This is a genomic window from Thalassospira sp. NFXS8 (assembly GCF_040148805.1).
GTDB lineage: Bacteria > Pseudomonadota > Alphaproteobacteria > Rhodospirillales > Thalassospiraceae > Thalassospira.
The window spans coordinates 1,080,544-1,098,526 of sequence record NZ_JAGEMF010000002.1 but is presented as its reverse complement, the minus strand read 5'-3'; the positions used below and the strand labels follow the sequence as shown (position 1 = coordinate 1,098,526).

Sequence of the window (17,983 nt, the reverse complement as noted above, 5' to 3'; positions counted from 1 at the left end):
AATCCTGGAAAATCAACGTTGTTCTGCAAGCGATACGTGGGCCGTTGAACGGCCAAATCTTTTTTCAATTCTGCGCTGGACCAGGTCCCACAATGTGGTCAAAACTAGGTAATAAATGGCGGCAACGGCAAACAGCTCCAGCACCATGAATTTTTCCTGAATCAAAACCTGGGTGCGGCGCAGAAGTTCTTCCATTGAAATAACCGACGTCACAGACGTGGTTTTCAACAGGCCATTCACCGAATTGCCCAAGGGCGGAATGATGACCTTGAAAGCCTGCGGCATGACAATGTGACGCATGATTTTACGTTCGGTCATGCCCAAGGCCCGGCCCGCCCGGGTTTGCCCTTCGGGTACGGCCTCGATCCCGGCACGGATAATTTCGGCAAGATAGGCCGCCTCGTTCAACGCCAGGCCCAGCAAGGCCGCTTCGACCACGCTGAACCGGATGCCAAGCTGGGGAAGGGCCGTGTAAATAATGATCAACTGAACCAGAAGCGGGGTGCCGCGAAACAGCCAGATGTAAAAACGGGCAGCCATTTTGACCAGTTGCACAGGTGAGCGGCGCATCAGCGCAAGGATAAAGCCCAACACCAAACCGCCAATCAGGGACACCACTGTCAGCCAGATTGTTGTGACGACACCGCCCAGGATATAGGAATTAAACAAATATCCGAAAAAGCCGGGCCAGTTCCAAGTTTCCATGTCGTTCGCTTTCGGGAAGTTAGGGCAAGACAGAAGCCGTGCGGGATCGGCCTGTGAACAGGATGTTGTCCATGTGAGGGGTGCCGGAAACAGAACAACAAGCGAGGGAGAAAGCACGCCTTCCTGTTTCCGGCGGGTGGTTCGAGGTTATTTGATTTCGTATTTGGCCTTGGGAACCGCGATGCCATATTCGCCAAACAGTTTGGCGATGGTGCCATCGGCTTTCATGTCGTCCATCACCTTCAACACGGCTTCGGCCAGCGCATGGTTTTTAAATGCCAGTGCCACCGGGGCCGGATAGAGGCCACTTAACACGCGGTCAAAATCGCCGCGGGCATCATATTCCTTGGCAACGGCGTCAATCGACACAACACCGTCAAGCTGCCCGGCCCGCAAGGCCTGAAAGGCCAGGGCGAAATTATCAAACGTGCGAATATCCAGGCCCTTCAGCCCTTCAGCCTTCAATTCCGCATCCATGGCCCGGGTTTTGCTTTCTTCAAAACCGCCAATTTCAACGCCAATGGTCTTGCCTGCCAGATCCTCTTTTTTGCTGACCGACTTGCCCTTGCCCGGTGCCATCGAAATGCTGATCGCCTGGTCTTCATAGGGGATCATTTCCATGATCTTAGCGCGTTCTTCGTTATAGAAAATGCCGGTATTGATCATGTCCCAACGTCCAGCTGCCAGGCCAGGGATCATGGCCGAAAATTCGATGCGAATATATTCGGGCGTCAGGCATAAACGCTTGGCAATCATTTTACCCAGCTCCACCCGCATCCCTTTCAGGTCACCATTTGAATCGATGAACTGCAATGGCGGCAAGGTCGGGTTGGTGGACATAACCAGCGTGCCCGGCTTGACCAGCTCAGAATCAGGAACAGCCGGGCTGCACGAGGCCGCAAAAACCGGCGAAGTGCCTACACCCAACGCAGCAGCACAAATGGCGGTAGCAAGAAACAGACGTGAAAACATGATGACCCCTGTGAGTGATATTGTTTCTATGTCATTTTTCCAATCGCATTCGATTGGTATACCACTTTAATACATAAAAAGATTGCACAGCACAAGTGCAACAAAAACCACCTGCTCAAAAATCATGCAAGCATTTAGAAATTCTCGATAATTTTTTGCCGTATTTCATGCAAATGATTGTGCATGGCATCTTTTGCGCCCGCCGCGTCCCGCGAGGTCAGGGCATTCACAATCACCCGGTGATCGGCAGAACCGGGCTTGCCACGGCCCGAAAGCTGGTGGCGTTCAAAGATCGCGGTATAGCGGCGCATTTCGATAATTGTCTTGGCAATAAAGGGGTTGCCGCTGCTTTCGCCAATTGTCTGATGCAATATGTCATCGAAATCCCACAGCGTATCGGCTTCAACATCCGATGCTGCTTCGATTTCCCTTAACAACGAGTCGAGCCGGTCTAAATCGGCCTTGCCCATGCGTTCTGCGGCCAGGGCGGCCGCCGTTGGCTCGATCAAAAGCCGCAAATTCAGGCAGTTCAGATAATCCTCAAGCGTGACAACCCGCACCGTCAGGATGCCACGGCTGTTGCGCATCAAAAGCCCCTGCCCCTCAAGACGGCCAAGCGCATCGCGCATGGGAGAACGCGACACACCCATCTGGTCGGCCAGGCGACGTTCCTGCACAATGGTTCCCCCCGCCAATTGCCCCTCAAGAATGCTTTTTAACAAACGGGCAAAAACACTATCGGCCAGGCTTCCAGTGTCGGAACTGTTGTTTGATGGCGCTGTCAATTATCTGTACTCATGCTGGATTCTTAATAGTATATATTCGGTATACCGCGTGAAACCGATAGAGTGAAAAGGAAATACATGTCGGGGAGCAAGGAAAATTCTATGATCATTGCGCGTGGCGAGGAAGCCGGCGGCTCGCACAATCTGGCGACATTAACCTACAAGGCCGTTTCCGAGATGATCCGTCACCGCCGCCTCAATGGGGGCGACGTGATTGTCGAAGCACGCCTGGCCGAAACACTGGGTATTTCCCGCACTCCCCTGCGCGAAGCTCTGCAGCGCCTGGAAGGTGAAGGCCTGGTGCGCAAGGGCGATGGCCGGAACTATGTTGTCCGCCGCGTCGATGTCGGGGAATATTTGCAAAGCCTGCGCCTGCGTAAAATCATCGAACCCGAAGCCGCCGTTCTCGCCATGAGCGCCATCCCCCGCAAGCAATTAATGGCCGTGCGCCGCGAGATTGAAGACCTGATGGATGGTACGGCCTATCACACCGATGCCCACTGGTTTTCGGATGACAACCTGCACAATATGATCATTGATCATTGCGGCAACGAGGTCATGGCGCAAACCCTGCGTGATTTGCGGGCCACCACCAGACTGTTTGAAATTGCCCGCCTGAAAGAACGCCTGCAACCGGACTCCTCAGAACATCTTGCCATTATCGAGGCCCTGTCCGCCAATGATGAAGAAAAAGTCCGCGAAACTGTGGCAGTTCATATCCAAAGTCTGATCGCCTTCACCCGCCATCATCTCGGAATTTCCGTCGCCTGAAAACGAAAGCCAAAAACCATTTAAAACGCTATTTTCCCGGCGGACCAATACAGCCTGAACCTGAATTTTCTCGAATATACATTGTAAAATGTAGAATGGCGCATCGAAAACAAGATACGCCTTTAAGACCCAAATCAGCCTCGCACCCCTGCCGGGATAGCCTTGCCGGGCTTTGTTTTTTAGCGCATGATAAAATCCATAAATCAGTACGGAATAACCGATAAATCAGGAATACCATGCCGGTTCGCGATTTTAACGTCACCATCGACGGGGTTCGTTTGGCCTGCCAGTCTGTCACACCAGACACAATGGTCGACCACCGCCCCTTTCAAACCGCAGAACATATGCCCACCATTATCATGTTGCACGAAGCCCTTGGCACCATTCGCATGTGGCGCGATTTTCCGCAAAGGCTGGCAAATGAAACCGGGCTTACCTGCCTGGTTTATGAAAGGCGCGGTCATGGCGCATCGGACCCGCAAAATGTTGTCCCGCGCCCGGTCGATTTTCATAACGAGGAAACCGACCGCTTTTTACATGGTTTGATCGCACACCAGACCCTGAAAAAACCGATCCTGTTTGGTCATAGCGACGGTGCAACCATTGCCCTTAAATATGCCGCCCGCTTTCCCGCCGTGCCCCGCGCCGTCATCAGCCTGGCCGCCCATGTATTTGTGGAGGATGTAACGATTAACGGCATTGAAACGGCCGCACAAACCTATGCGAGTACCGACTGGAAGTCGCGCCTGGAACGCCACCATTTTGATCAGACCGACACCGTTTTCCGGGCCTGGGTCGATACATGGCGGCAACCGGATTTCAAAAACTGGCAAATGATTGATGAACTGCCTGCCATCACCTGCCCCGCCTTAATATTACAAGGCGATGAAGACCCGTTTGGCAGCGATCAACAGGTCACCACCATTCGCGACCATACAGGTGGCCCGGTAACAGCCCATATTATCAAGGGCTGCGGCCACATTCCCCACCTTGAAGCCCCAGATGATGTCCTCGAGTCGGTTCGTCACTTTCTGGACACTTTTTCAGGCAGGTATCAATGAGTTGGCATCGCACCAGTCACCCGATACCAAAGCCGTAAAAATACCTTCACGACAGACCAAACAAAATTTCCAACGCCCGCCAAGACGCCGGGCGAAATGCAAGAACAGCTCCGGAAACGCTTCTTTTCTAAGGTTTAGCGGATAAGAGTTCAGGAAAAAGTTTTCTCAAGATCTGCCTTGGTACATTTTTCGTTTTATCGTACAAACGGTCACTTTTTCCCACTCGACCAATACCGAACCCCTGCTTACGCCGATATAAAGCTGCATGAGGTATATAATCAGAGTAGGATTTTTTCAAAATACCCTTCAACTCTCCGTCACGATATCGAATTTCCTCTGGAATGGACCAGGCAACAGAGATCATCTTTTTACTGAGAAAAGGTACTCTGGTCTCCAGTGCAACAGCCATACTTGCTCTATCTACCTTCGTAAGCACAGAGTCATGCATGTATGTATGAAAATCGATATATTGTGCACGAGTTCTCGGAGTTAAATCGGGCCTGTCGTATTTACGATAATACCAGAAATCATCGTAATCTTTCGGTATCCCGTATTTCTTTGCCCAACGTCGCTTCATCGGATCTGAACGAATTAATCCTCCCTTTGCAGCAGTCCAACGCTCCATTGGGTCTGATAAAGTCTTCACTTCAAAACGCTTGGCTTTTTTAACGATTGACCGGTGTGGAGCATAATTTTTTAATTTGATGATCCATGGTCGCAACCATCTTTTCGAATTTAATTTAGAAGAAAATATTCTTTGTGCATCATCATAAGGAAGATAACCGCCAAATAATTCATCACCGCCATCGCCAGTGAGAACAACCGTAACATGTTCCCGTGCGAGCTGACATACTTCGCTCGTTGGCAATGCGGATACATCACCAAACGGCTCATCATATAACTGACGAAGTAACTCGAAAGTATCGTTGGCAATTTGTTGGCTGAAAACTTTTTCAAAATGTTTTGAAGAAATCGTTTCTGCCACCATTCTCGCAAATGGCCCTTCATCAGCATCTTTATCTACATGACCAATTGAGAAGGTCGACATGTTGTCAATCTGCTTTGATGCCTCAAAACAGACAACACTTGAATCCACGCCACCACTGAGAAAAAACCCGACAGGCACATCTGAAACAAGTTGCTCTCCAACCGATGTATGCAAGGCCTCGCGGATATGTTGTTCCCAATTGGTCACATCATAGCGATAAATGACTTCCAGTTCCCAATAACAACGTTTTGTAACTTCACCAGTGGCAATATTAAATTTTACGTAATGCCCTGGCTCTAACTTGAATACGTTATGATAAAGCGTTTTGGGGCATGGAATATAAAGATACGTCATGAAGTCGTAGACTGCAGTCGCATCCACTTTCAAGCGATCTTTACCAGTATAAGCTTCAATGGCCTTAAGCTCTGACGCCCACGCAAACTCACTATCTTGATGCCAATAATACAGCGGCTTAATGCCAACATGATCACGTGCCAAAATTATCGAATTTTTCGCCACATCATAAATTGCCAGGGCGAACATTCCGTCTACCAGTTCAAGTAACCGATCAATCCCCCAATGAATGTATCCATGAAGAAGAACCTCGCTATCACTTTCACTATTAAAGACGACTCCAAACTTATCAATCAGTTCGCGTCGCAATTCCCGATAGTTGTAAATTTCTCCGTTCACCGTCAAAAATACATTATTGGCAATCATGGGCTGACGCCCATGTTCGGTTAAATCAATGATGCTTAGGCGACGATGCCCGATATAGATGCCATTGCACATTTCGTATCCCCAACTATCGGGTCCACGATGAACCAAAGAGTGAAGAGCCGAATGAGAATTTTCGATATTGCTGATTTCTGCTTGATTATGACCGAAAATTCCACACATCTACTGAACGCCTACTTGTAAAAATTTTATAGTCTGAATTTAGATTTGGACGAGGCCAACCCTCATCAAAAAAGGTCTAAATGAATATTTCTTATGTGATTACAGTTTACAATAAAGCGCCATATATCGCTGACGTCATTCATTCCCTCGCCAGCGAATACCAGCAAACCCCGGAACATCTTGAATACATCTTCGTTGATGACGGATCATCAGACGACTCGGTGCATCAAATTCAAGCACTTCAGGAAGAATTGCCTGGCGAAGTTATTATCATAGAACAAGAAAATCAAGGAGCTGCTATCGCCACAAATGTTGGGGTGGCACACGCGAAATATGAATGGGTTCGTTTGCTTGACGGAGATGACATTCCCACAAAAAATTCTACCGAAGCGATGTATAATGCCGCAATCACAGAAAAAGTTGATTTTGTCATTGGCTCATCGGGATATTTCACACAATCGGATGATGTCGTATCCCAAATGACAAAAACCAATGCAAACGGCTATGTGGTAATGTCACAGGATGAAGCATTAGACCGCTTCATTAAGGGTTTCAGCCACAATTCCAGCTGTATGCTAGTGAATAAAAATTTCTTTGTACAATTCGGTGGGGCCGACATCCGGTTGAGATCACCAGATTACACGATGGCGCTACGTGCAACGGCGCATTCAGAAAAAATTGTTCGCATGACACAGAATGTCACTTTGACTATTGATGAAGCACCTGGTCGCCTGTCATCGCAGATTGCACGTAGCCGCTATGATTCAATCTGCGCTATTTATTATCTGGCTCATGAATTGTTGCCAGCGCGAACAGATGTGGCAAAAGCAGTCTATAAACGCGCCAGTTCTCGGTCATCTCGGTATGCCAGAGCGCTAAATAACCGGCCACTAAAGCATTTTTTCAGATACGTATGCTCAAAACTTTTCCTGCCCCGGAACTTGAAAGCGGCAACGTATCAATGCCTCTCGGCCTATACGCCTGATGGTCAACCAGAACGACCAAAAGAGTGGCAGCCAAAGGACAAGAAAAATCCCCCGATGCACAATGCTTAATCCGGCAAGAAACAGGATCAGGAGAGGAAACCGGTTCCGTTCCTCTCCTGATCCGACTTAACCTTCAAGCGCGTCTTCAGCATCGAGCACAGCGGCAACGGCATGGATAACCGACGCGATGCGCACAGCGTTCTGAACAACTTCCTTGTTCAGGCCAGCCTGTTTGAGAACCTTTTCGTGGCTATCAATGCACATGCCGCAGCCATTGATGGCCGATACGGCCAGCGAAAACAGCTCAAAATCGGCTTTGTCGATGCCCGGTTTACCAATGATGTTCATGCGCAGGCGGGCGGGCATGGTGGCATATTCTTTTTCCGACACCAGATGCGTGAACCGGTAATAGATATTGTTCATACCCATGATCGCAGCGGCACCCTTGGAGGCCTCCAGTGCTTCGGCAGACAATTTTCCTTCGGCTTCGGCGACCACAGCACGCAGCAATTTTGCATTGCGCGACGCATAGGCACACGCCAGTGCCGTTCCATAAACCTGCTGATCGGTCATGCCGGGGTTACTGAAAAGAGTACCGAGGTTCAGCTTCAAGTCCTTGGCATAGGCCGGTAAGCTATCTTTAATTTCAGCGATAGACATCGGAAACATCCTGAATTTTGTGAAAAAATTAACGCTAATTTCCGGCGCGCCTTTGGCGAACCGGCGCAACCCGATATCAGGCAGCGCAGGGACCCTGCCACAAATGCGGCTGGCACGTTAAATTCCGTGCGGGTCAGAGCGGACCGGGCAATTTGCCCGGTCCTGAATTCAAGCCAAGTCCAAGCCTGTGGCTTAGAGGGTGGCTTCACCCTTGTTCCAGTTGCACGGGCAAAGTTCGTCTGTCTGCAGTGCATCAAGAATACGCAGGGTTTCCTGCGGGTTACGACCAACAGAAAGATCGTTCACCTGAACGTGGCGAATGATGCCTTCCGGATCGACGATGAAAGTGGCGCGCAGGGCAACGCCTTCGCCTTTGGCAATAACGCCAAGTGCATTTGCCAGTTCTTTCTTTTCGTCAGCCAGCCACACGAACGGGCTATCGCCCAGATCTTCGTGGTGGGTGCGCCAGGCGGCGTGGACGAAATCGGTATCGGTCGAGCAGCCGAGCAGAACGGCATCACGGTCTTCAAAATCGCCGTTCAGTTCGCCATAACCCACGATTTCGGTCGGGCAGACAAAGGTGAAGTCTTTCGGCCAGAAGAACAGGATCTTCCACTTACCTTCGTGGGATTTATCGGTAACCGGCGCAAAGCTGGCATCGGTTTTGCCCGAAACACCGGTAAGATTGAATTCAGGAAGGGTATCACCAACTGTAAGCATGTCTGTACTCCTAACGCTTCTTTACTAAAATCCCTTAAGGCCCCCGATGGGCCCTCTTAAATTTAGTGTGCATGTGCAAAAAGCAACATCGCTGGTAGCGATTTGTAGATAATTGCATTACCTATGACCAATAAAATAAATCTGGTTTTTCGATAGGAAAAATTTATGGCCGCCCAACCCAGCATCAAACAGCTAAAATATCTGGTCGCGCTGGCGGAAACCGGCCATTTTGGCCGCGCAGCCGAAGCCTGCTTTATCACCCAGCCCAGCCTTTCCGCCGCCATTAGCGAGCTGGAAAACCTGTTGGGAGCGCAATTGGTGGAGCGAAACAAGCGCCAGGTACTGATTACGGCGCTGGGACAGGAAGTTGTTTCGCGGGCGCGGCATATTCTGCGCGAGGTCGATGAACTTGCCATTGTGGCCCATGCGGCCAACCAACCCCTGGTTGGGCCCATCAATATTGGTGTTATCCCGACCATCGGCCCCTATCTGCTGCCCGATGTCATGGCAAGGCTGCGTAGCGGCTTTCCTAAAATGCAGCCGTTTTTGCGCGAAGACCAAACAGCAAAGCTGGTTGACCTGCTATTGGCAGGCAAACTGGACCTGGCCCTGATCGCACTTCCGATCGAGGAAAACGGCCTGGAAGAAATGGACCTGTTTGAAGACCGGTTTGTTTTTGCCTGTAGCCCGGAAAACCCGCTAACGGCGAAAAAACACATCAATATCGACGATATCAAAGACGAAAAACTGTTGTTGCTGGAAGACGGACATTGCCTGCGCGATCAGGCGCTGGAAATCTGCCAGCGTGCCGGATGGAGCAAATCGGCCGATTTCCAAGCCAACAGCCTGTCCACCCTGGTGCAAATGGTCGCCGCCGGAATTGGTTCGACCTTGTTGCCGGAGATGGCGCTGGAAGTCGAAGCACGCCGCCGCGACTCGATTGCGATTTTGCCATTCGAAAACCCGGTACCGGTTCGGCGTATCGGGCTGGTCTGGCGGCGCAGTTCGGCACGCAAGGCCGAATATCGCAAACTGGGTGCCTATTTGCGCGGGGCATTAAACCCGTGCCGGGCCGCTGACGTGGCATGAAGTCGTTTGGCGCGATAACCCGCCATAACCGTGTTTAAAAGCGGTTTAAGCTGGTTGTACGTTCACACATCAGGTTGCTGTCATACGGGCTGCCATTCCGGTCATGTTTATGAACCGGCACACAAATCAGCTAACCTGCCGCGATAACAGGAACCATAACGGAAAAAACGCCGATGCTGCCGATCAAGGATAACAACCCCACCACCCTCACACCCTGGGTCACATGGGGATTGATTGCAGTGAATGTCGTGGTTTTTGTGATGACCTTGTCACTGGGCCATCGCGGCATTATTCGCGCCAATATCGAATTTGGTGCCATTCCCGCCGTGCTGTTTGGCAATATCGAATTGCCGCCCGAATTTTCGGTATTTCCACCCGGATTCGAATTTTTGACCATCTTTACCGCCATGTTCATGCATGGCGGCTGGATGCATATTGCCGGAAACATGCTGTATTTATGGGTATTTGGCAACAATGTCGAAGATGCGATGGGGCATTGGCGATTTCTAGCCTTTTACCTGCTGTGCGGGGTTGCAGCGGCCCTTGGCCATGCCGTGGCCGATACCACATCGCAAATCCCCATGATCGGGGCATCCGGCGCATTGGCTGGCGTTTTGGGGGCCTATTTCCTGCTGTTTCCCAAAGCGCGGGTATTGGTATGGTTTTTCTGGGTGCTGATTTTTTATGTCCCTGCCGTTGTCGTTTTAGGATTCTGGATTGGTATGCAGGTAATCAACCTGTCCACCGGGGTAAATGACGGCGTGGCATGGGCCGCCCATGTCGCGGGTTTTGCTGCCGGGTTACTGCTGATCCCGTTTTTCAAATACCGCCATGTCCCCTTGTGGCAGGGTGGCCCCAAACAACAGCCGGTTTTTGGTGTTTACCGGCCCGGCCGCCAGCGCCCGAATGCCGATGGATCGACACCGCAATTCAGTTTTAACGCTCCGCCCTGGGCTGCCGCCTATGAGCGTGAAAAAGCTGCAAAAAGAAATGCGCGACGCGGGTTTAATACCGGATCATCCAATAACAGCCAAAACACTCCCAAAAACGAACAGCCCGAAACCTGGACCTGGCAACCTGGAAGCACCATTTACGGCCATGACCTGAGCCAGACGGAAAACAAGAAATCGTCACGCCCGTCCCGTCCGTGGGGCGAACCGCCTGCCCAATCGCACGGACAATCGCCCGATAGCGGGCCTAAACGGCATGGTATTGGCGTTCCTGGCGTACCCCGTTCGCACCGCAATAACGACGAAAATGGCAACAACACCTAAATATCTGTAATCAGAACGGTGACCGAACAGCAATAGACGCGACAGACGCGCAGAAACTTTATGATCAATGTTTTGCCGATTGACCAAAGCGCATTACGATATTGAAATTACGTGACTTAACCGGAAACAGAATGTATCCGGTCGATGCCAGATTTTGTGGAGAAACCCGATGCTTGCTGCCTGTTTTGAAGAGTTCCAGGGCCCGATCGAGATTCAAAAACTGCAAGACCCTGAACCGGGCGATCATGGTGTTGTGATTGAGGTGGGTGCCACCGGCCTGTGTCGCAGTGACTGGCACGGCTGGATGGGCCACGATTCCGATGTTCATTTGCCCCACGTACCGGGCCATGAATTTGCCGGTAAAATCGTTGCAACGGGCAAACACATCCAGCGCTTTAAAATTGGTGACCGGGTAACAGTGCCATTTGTTTCAGGGTGCGGGCATTGTCCGCAATGCCATAGTGGCAACCAGCAAATTTGTGACCAGCAATTTCAGCCCGGTTTTACCGCCTGGGGCAGCTTTGCCCAATATGTTGCCATTGATTATGCCGACGGCAATCTGGTAACCCTGCCCGACAGCATGGATTACGTCACCGCTGCCAGCCTTGGCTGCCGGTTTGCCACCAGTTTTCGCGGGGTGATTGACCAGGGACAGGTTCGCGCCGGGCAATGGGTCGCGGTGCATGGCTGTGGCGGCGTCGGGCTTTCTGCCATCATGATTGCACAGGCGGCCGGGGCCAATGTTATTGCCATTGATATTGACGACGAAAAACTGGATTTTGCCAAAACCATTGGCGCCAATTACACACTTAATGCCAAAAGCATTGTCGATATCCCCGCTGCCATTCGTGATTTGTCACATGGCGGCGCACATGTTTCGGTCGACGGGCTGGGTAGTGCGGTTACGTGTTTTAATTCGGTTTCTTGCCTGCGCAAGCGTGGCAAACACATCCAGATCGGCCTTATGACCGGTGATCATGCCCATGCCAAAATACCAATGGACCGGGTTGTTGCCCATGAACTGGAAGTTTTAGGTAGCCACGGGATGCAGGCATTTCGCTATGATGCGATGCTCGATATGGTGGCAAGTGGCAAAATCGCACCGCAAAAGCTGATTGGTGATCGCGTTACATTGGCCGAAGGTGCAACTGCGCTTATGAATATGGACAGCTTTGTCGGTACGGGTGTTACCGTCATCGACCGGTTTTAAACAACACATTTCCCTGCCAAACACCACACATGCAAAATGCCGAATACCGCCAGATAACGGTATTCGGCATTCAACATTTACAATCGATATTTCCGATTAAAAAGTTCAGGTGGTGTCTAGCTTGGGCTGATTGAATTCAGCGCTGCGGTAAAGCCGGTCAGCGATGCCTTGATGACCTGGGTTTGCTCATTGCCCCAGGCACGGAAACCAACAAACAGAGTGGCCCCAGCCTTCATTGCCGCAACCAGGTCATCGGACATAACCAATGCCGCATCACAGCCCGCATTGGTGCATTTACCGTAAATAACCTTCATTTCGCTGCCATCATCCACCTTGATAACAATACCCGGGCGCAAATCAACGCCAAGTGGTAATTGCATGGTCAAAATCGAGACTTCGGCTTTGGTTTTTGGGTTAACCGCCTTTTGCACGGTTACGGCCAGAATACGGCCAACCGTTTCCTTTTTGCCCTCGACGTCCTTTTGCAGGAAAACCTGTTGGCCAATCTGGCAACGATCAGGGTTTTTGTCGTCGCATTCCTTTTTCCACAACGGGCCCTTGCTTGCCGCCGGGTCAGCATTTTGTGCCATTGCCGGGGCTGTACCCGCCGCAACCGCCATAAACGCGCCAACAGCCGCAAACACACAACGAACCATCGTCGCCTTGCCAAACAGCATTCCTAATTCTCCCGCTATCATGAAAATGGCGCATTCAGATGAGGGGTATAGATTGCCCACACCCTGCGCACTTGAGACTTATCCTATGGTCTATCCAACTAACGATCCTGTGTCGAGAGACTTGATATCCCGACACCAGGTGAAAGAACCTTACGCGCGAAACCAGCGAACCATTCGCCAAATGCAGCATCAAATGCCTGGCGCCCGGCACGTTGCAGGTCGGGGTTTTGCGCATTGGGGCGATTGGTTTTTTCTGCCGCACGTTCCAGCCAGCTTTCATGAATATCATCGTCAACTTCGGGGTGAAACTGAATCCCCCATATCCGGCGATCAACATGATAGGCCTGGTTGGGAAACACATCACCCGTCATTAACAATTCGCCCCCCGGGGGCACGTCAAATCCTTCACTGTGCCAGTGATAGACCATCATATTGGCAGGAAAAAGGTCACGTCCCGCATCGGTCGCATAAGCCGGATAATACCCGATTTCGGTTTTTTCCCCTTTATCGGGCTGAACAACCGCGCCCAGATTGCGCGCCATCATTTGCGCCCCCAGGCAGATCCCCAAATACCAGGCATCGGACTGCACCACATTTGGCAGCCATTCCATGATGCGCGCTACATTGGGTTCGTGGTCGTCATTGGCACTCATGGGGCCACCAAACACGATGATACCCTGCCACGGCGAAAGATCAGCGGGCAAAACATCACCTTCACCCGGACGACGAATATCAAACTCGTATCCAAGTTCTGTCAGAACCCGGCCAACCCGGCCAGGGCGACCATGGGCAGAATTAAAAACCAGAAGAACCTTTGCCAGCCCCGAAAAACAATTCACTGCGAAGTCCCTATCTTTATCCGTCCTGTCGGTTTCTGATGCAAACTGATCATCCCGCCCGGCGCACAAGGTTTAAACACCGGTACCGATCTGTTTGGTTGCCTACGCCATTGTCACCCATCGGGCAGTGTTAAGGCTTTGCATCATTCCAGATAAATCAGGGTGACGGGTGCGTTGCACAAACGCAAGTAGGGAATGGTAAAAAATGCCCCTTTCGGGCCATTTTGCGCCGTTTCTCGATCGCCAGATACAAAAAGGCCGCCACGCATAAACGTGACGGCCCCGAATTTTGATCACCCGAGAACGGGATCAGACATTGAATTTAAAGTGGAAAATATCGCCATCCTTAACGATATAGCCTTTGCCTTCCTGACGCAGCTTGCCCGCATCGCGCGCGCCCGATTCACCATTGCAGGCAATAAAATCGTCATAAGCCATGGTTTCGGCCTTAATGAACCCGCGTTCAAAATCGGTATGAATCACACCGGCCGCATTGGGTGCCGTTGCACCGTTAAACACGGTCCAGGCACGGGCTTCTTTCGGACCAACGGTAAAGAAGGTCAGAAGGTCGAGCAATTTATAACCTTCGCGAATAACGCGGGTCAGGCCGGTTTCCTCAAGACCAAGGCTTTCGAGGAATTCCTGCTTTTCTTCGGCACTTTCGAGCAAGGCAACCTCGGATTCAATCGCGGCTGACACCACAACCGAACGTGCGCCCTGTGAGGCGGCCATTTCGGCAACCTTGGCCGAAAATTCGTTGCCTTCGGCAGCACTGTCTTCATCAACATTGCAGGCGTAAAGCACAGGCTTGCTGGTCAGAAGCTGCAACATGCGAAATGCCTTGGCTTCATCGTCATTATTGATTTCAACAATACGGGCCGGTTTGCCTTCGCGCAAAACAGCAAGGGTACGCTCAACCATTTCAAGGGTCAGCTTGGCGTCCTTGTCATTGCCTTTGGCCCGCTTTTGCAAACCCGTAACGCGCTTTTCCAGGCTTTCCATATCAGCCAGCATCAGTTCGGTTTCGATGGTTTCCGCATCGCGAACCGGGTCAACCGAGCCTTCAACATGGGTGATGTCGCCATCTTCAAAGCAGCGCAAAACATGCACAATAGCGTCGGTTTCGCGAATATTGGCCAAAAACTGGTTCCCCAGCCCTTCACCCTTGGATGCACCACGCACCAGACCGGCAATATCAACAAATTCCAGCTGGGTTGGAATGATGGTTGCCGATTTGGAAATGGCAACGATTTTGTCAAGGCGATCATCCGGAACGCTGACACGGCCCGTATTGGGTTCAATCGTGCAGAACGGAAAATTGGCCGCTTCGGCGGCTGCCGTCTGTGTCAGGGCGTTAAACAGGGTCGATTTGCCAACATTGGGCAAACCAACGATACCACATTTGAATCCCATCTTTCCGGGCTCCGTCACATCTGAATTTTACATATCACCAAGGATGCCGCAGTGCGACCAACCCCTGGCACTTATAATCGTGTCGTCGAATTCTTATTTCTTCAGGCCAAAGGCCCTGGCAAGGGCCTGCGCCATTGTTGAGGGCGCACTATTTTGTTTGTCCCCCTGGGCGACCATTTCAGCACGGCGGACAGCCCCGTTACCAAGATCATCCATCGTCGGGCTGGCATCATCACCCGTCGCCCCGGGCTGAGCCGCATCGCCTTTATTTTTTCCGGCGCTGCCTGCTTTGCCTGCCTTAGGCTGTTTGGGGGCCTTTGGCTTGGTCGGGGTTACCAGATTGGCAACCTTGCTCATAAATGCGCTATCATCACCGGCAATAAGGCGCGGCAATTCCTGCGCGACCCCGTCGATCAAAGCTGATAACCAGCCGGTTTGTTCGGATTTCGAAAAATCCCCCAACACATGCCCATGCACACGCGCCTTGTCGCCCGGATGGCCAATGCCCAACCTTACCCGGCGATATTCCTTGCCACAATGGGCATCGATGGATCGCAGGCCATTGTGGCCGCCGTGCCCGCCTGCCCGTTTGACCCGCAATTTACCCGGTGGCAAATCAAGCTCGTCATGCAGGACAATCACGTCTTCAATCGGAATTTTGTAAAATCGCAGCACCTCACCGACCGATTGCCCGGACAGGTTCATAAAGGTTTCCGGCTTTAACACCAAAACTTTGGTGCCGCCAATGTCGCCTTCGGCCACTTGCCCCTGAAACTTGCGTCGCCAGGGGCCAAAAGAATGGCGGCGGACGATTTCGTCCGCCGCCATAAAGCCGATATTGTGACGATTGCCGGCATATCCCGAACCCGGGTTTCCCAGTCCAACCACCAAAAACATCGCAAGTCCCCGATTTTATTCTTCGGTTGCTTCTTCTTCATCGCCAGCGGCGTTATCTTCGGATTTCAAAGATGACGGTGCAGCAATGGTCGCAACAGTGAAGTCACGGTCGGTAATGGTCGGCTCAGAACCAGCCGGCAAGGTCGTTGCCGAAATGTGAACCGAGTCGCCAACTTCGAAACCGGTCAAATCGAAGACCAGCTCTTCCGGAATTGCCTTCGGATCGCAGTTGAGTTCAACATCGTGACGAACGATGTTCAGAACGCCACCGCGTTTCAGGCCCGGAGATTTTTCTTCGTTGATAAAGCGAACCGGAACTTCAACCGTCAGCTTGTGATCTTTTGCAAAACGCAGAAGGTCAACGTGCAACGGTTCGTCGGTCACTTTGTCAAACTGAACATCGCGCGGCAGAACGTCGTAAGACGTACCAGCAACATCAATGGTCAGAACGTGCGAGAAGAAACCCGGCTTGTGCAGCAGTTTCACGAGCGGACGCGGGTCAATCTGGAACATAACAGGATCCTGTTTTGCACCATAGATGACACCAGGGACCATACCGGCACGACGCACGGCACGGGCGGCCCCCTTTCCGGCCCGTTCACGGATTTCCGCAGTAAGAGTGGCATTTGCCATCGGAAAAGCTCCTTGAACTAAGACAGTATCGTTTCCGCAGGTCGGTGTGATTCACCGCTGAAAGCCCACGAAAACAAGCGCGCTGGCCTCCAGGGGTGCCAGCGCTGCGAGGGCGTTATACCCTCAATCGAAAAGAACGGAAACAGATTTTTCTTCAGAAATCCGCCGAATTGCTTCTGCCATCAGCGGAGCAACCGGTAACTGACGAATTTTGCTGCACCCACGCACCGCATCCGATGCCTTGATCGAGTCGGTTGTGACAACTTCGCTCATCGGGGAATTGGCAATACGTTCAACTGCCGGGCCAGACAAAACACCATGGCTGACATAGGCCGCAACCGATGACGCGCCACGTTCTTTTAAGGCCGTGGCAGCGTTGCACAGGGTACCTGCCGAATCAACAATATCGTCAACCAGAATGCAGGCCGCATCCTTGACATCGCCAATAACATGCATGACTTCGGAAATGCCTGCCTTGGGGCGACGTTTGTCGATAATCGCCAGTTCGGCATCCAGGCGTTTTGCCACCGAACGCGCACGGGCCACACCGCCCACATCGGGGCTGACGATAACCAGTTTCTGGCCATCAAACTTTGCACGAATGTCGCTGGTCAAAACGGGGGATGCAAACAGGTTATCAAGCGGAATATCGAAAAAACCCTGAATCTGACCGGCATGCAAATCCATGGTCAGAACACGGTCGGCACCGGCAACTGTAATCAGGTTGGCGACCAGCTTGGCCGAGATCGGCGTGCGGGGGCCAGATTTACGATCCTGACGGGCATATCCGAAATAGGGCATGACAGCCGTGATACGACGTGCCGAACCCCGGCGCAGCGCATCAAGCATCACCAACATTTCCATCAGGTTGTCGTTGGCGGGGAAAGATGTACTCTGAATCACAAAAACGTCCTCACCGCGGACGTTTTCCTGAATTTCACACCAGATTTCCTGATCGGAGAATCGTTTAACATCTGCACGGGTAAGCGGCAGATTCAAATGATCCGCAATCGATTCGGCAAGGGGAAGATTGCTGTTACAGGCGAGGATTTTCATTGTGGGGCCTCGGTTTATGGGTGCCGGGAAAGCGAAAAAATGCCTACGCAGCCCCCCATAGGGACCGCGGCGGCTTTATACCCAGACCTTAACAGTCTGTAAATGGTCGCTATGGCTAACAGCGCGGTCTTTTCACGCATGAAAGATATGCGTTGCAGCCCTTATCCATTGCCTGCACATCTTATGGGGGCCAGACAGGTCGCATACAACACCACAGGTGGTATTTCATATCTTTTAAAATACCACGAGATTTCAAACACCGATTACCCCGGCACAACGGCACGGCGGCACAGCAAGGCCCAAAGTATTAATGTCGATTGCGAAACCTGCGCGACAAAACGCCGCAA

18 protein-coding genes are annotated in these 17,983 nt (G+C 51.6%); 6 read left to right on the top strand and 12 right to left on the bottom strand.

Annotation, left to right across the window (positions count from 1 at the left end; genetic code table 11):
* Positions 1-12: 12 nt before the first annotated feature.
* From J4E05_RS14160 to J4E05_RS14150, 3 genes are all read right to left on the bottom strand, one after another.
* Positions 13-705, bottom strand: coding sequence for an amino acid ABC transporter permease (locus J4E05_RS14160; RefSeq protein WP_349596668.1), 693 nt, complete (start codon positions 703-705; stop codon positions 13-15).
* Positions 706-852: 147 nt separating this feature from the next.
* A complete protein-coding gene (locus J4E05_RS14155) occupies positions 853-1,677 on the bottom strand; it encodes an ABC transporter substrate-binding protein (protein ID WP_349596665.1) in 825 nt (274 codons plus the stop codon).
* A 134-nt stretch (positions 1,678-1,811) separates the two neighbouring features.
* Positions 1,812-2,462 carry a GntR family transcriptional regulator gene (locus tag J4E05_RS14150; RefSeq protein WP_349596662.1) on the bottom strand — a complete coding sequence of 217 codons (651 nt, stop codon included), beginning with the start codon at positions 2,460-2,462 and terminating at the stop codon, positions 1,812-1,814.
* A gap of 102 nt (positions 2,463-2,564) precedes the next feature.
* On the opposite strand from J4E05_RS14150, the gene J4E05_RS14145 reads away from it, so the two are divergent.
* Both J4E05_RS14145 and J4E05_RS14140 read left to right on the top strand, forming a co-directional pair.
* Positions 2,565-3,233 (top strand): GntR family transcriptional regulator, encoded by a 669-nt coding sequence (locus J4E05_RS14145; RefSeq protein ID WP_349596659.1) that lies wholly within the window; start codon positions 2,565-2,567, stop codon positions 3,231-3,233.
* 236 nt (positions 3,234-3,469) lie between these two features.
* The gene (locus tag J4E05_RS14140) at positions 3,470-4,294 is read left to right on the top strand and encodes an alpha/beta fold hydrolase (protein WP_349596656.1); all 825 of its coding nucleotides are present in this window, start codon (positions 3,470-3,472) and stop codon (positions 4,292-4,294) included.
* Between the two features lie 127 nt (positions 4,295-4,421).
* On the opposite strand, the gene asnB is transcribed toward J4E05_RS14140, so the two are convergent.
* Positions 4,422-6,182, bottom strand: coding sequence for an asparagine synthase (glutamine-hydrolyzing) (gene asnB / locus J4E05_RS14135; protein WP_349596653.1), 1,761 nt, complete (start codon positions 6,180-6,182; stop codon positions 4,422-4,424).
* 80 nt (positions 6,183-6,262) lie between these two features.
* Here asnB and J4E05_RS14130 point away from each other — a divergent pair, with 80 nt between their 5' ends.
* Positions 6,263-7,237 carry a glycosyltransferase family 2 protein gene (locus tag J4E05_RS14130; protein WP_349596650.1) on the top strand — a complete coding sequence of 325 codons (975 nt, stop codon included), beginning with the start codon at positions 6,263-6,265 and terminating at the stop codon, positions 7,235-7,237.
* 57 nt (positions 7,238-7,294) lie between these two features.
* On the opposite strand, the gene ahpD is transcribed toward J4E05_RS14130, so the two are convergent.
* Together ahpD and J4E05_RS14120 are read right to left on the bottom strand one after the other, a co-directional pair.
* The gene (gene ahpD / locus J4E05_RS14125) at positions 7,295-7,828 is read right to left on the bottom strand and encodes an alkylhydroperoxidase, AhpD family (protein ID WP_085588048.1); all 534 of its coding nucleotides are present in this window, start codon (positions 7,826-7,828) and stop codon (positions 7,295-7,297) included.
* A 192-nt stretch (positions 7,829-8,020) separates the two neighbouring features.
* A complete protein-coding gene (locus tag J4E05_RS14120; RefSeq protein WP_349596647.1) occupies positions 8,021-8,548 on the bottom strand; it encodes a peroxiredoxin in 528 nt (175 codons plus the stop codon).
* A gap of 165 nt (positions 8,549-8,713) precedes the next feature.
* On the opposite strand from J4E05_RS14120, the gene J4E05_RS14115 reads away from it, so the two are divergent.
* From J4E05_RS14115 to J4E05_RS14105, 3 genes are all read left to right on the top strand, one after another.
* Positions 8,714-9,637, top strand: a complete 924-nt coding sequence (locus J4E05_RS14115) for a LysR substrate-binding domain-containing protein (RefSeq protein ID WP_085588051.1) — start codon at positions 8,714-8,716, stop codon at positions 9,635-9,637.
* Positions 9,638-9,810: 173 nt separating this feature from the next.
* A complete protein-coding gene (locus J4E05_RS14110) occupies positions 9,811-10,911 on the top strand; it encodes a rhomboid family intramembrane serine protease (protein ID WP_349596644.1) in 1,101 nt (366 codons plus the stop codon).
* A 169-nt stretch (positions 10,912-11,080) separates the two neighbouring features.
* Positions 11,081-12,121 (top strand): zinc-dependent alcohol dehydrogenase family protein, encoded by a 1,041-nt coding sequence (locus tag J4E05_RS14105; RefSeq protein ID WP_085588055.1) that lies wholly within the window; start codon positions 11,081-11,083, stop codon positions 12,119-12,121.
* Between the two features lie 116 nt (positions 12,122-12,237).
* Here J4E05_RS14105 and J4E05_RS14100 read toward each other — a convergent pair whose 3' ends face one another.
* The 6 genes from J4E05_RS14100 to J4E05_RS14075 form a co-directional block, all read right to left on the bottom strand.
* Complete coding sequence (locus tag J4E05_RS14100; RefSeq protein WP_168184818.1) at positions 12,238-12,798, bottom strand: invasion associated locus B family protein; 561 nt, start codon at positions 12,796-12,798, stop codon at positions 12,238-12,240.
* Between the two features lie 98 nt (positions 12,799-12,896).
* Entirely contained in the window at positions 12,897-13,637 is a 741-nt protein-coding gene (locus J4E05_RS14095; RefSeq protein WP_349596641.1) for a glutamine amidotransferase-related protein, read from the bottom strand.
* 309 nt (positions 13,638-13,946) lie between these two features.
* Positions 13,947-15,050, bottom strand: a complete 1,104-nt coding sequence (ychF, locus tag J4E05_RS14090; protein WP_085588061.1) for a redox-regulated ATPase YchF — start codon at positions 15,048-15,050, stop codon at positions 13,947-13,949.
* Positions 15,051-15,143: 93 nt separating this feature from the next.
* On the bottom strand, positions 15,144-15,947 hold the full coding sequence (gene pth, locus J4E05_RS14085) for an aminoacyl-tRNA hydrolase (RefSeq protein WP_349596638.1): 804 nt from the start codon (positions 15,945-15,947) through the stop codon (positions 15,144-15,146).
* 15 nt (positions 15,948-15,962) lie between these two features.
* The gene (locus tag J4E05_RS14080) at positions 15,963-16,580 is read right to left on the bottom strand and encodes a 50S ribosomal protein L25/general stress protein Ctc (RefSeq protein ID WP_349596635.1); all 618 of its coding nucleotides are present in this window, start codon (positions 16,578-16,580) and stop codon (positions 15,963-15,965) included.
* Between the two features lie 123 nt (positions 16,581-16,703).
* A complete protein-coding gene (locus tag J4E05_RS14075; protein ID WP_085588066.1) occupies positions 16,704-17,636 on the bottom strand; it encodes a ribose-phosphate pyrophosphokinase in 933 nt (310 codons plus the stop codon).
* Positions 17,637-17,983: the final 347 nt, after the last annotated feature.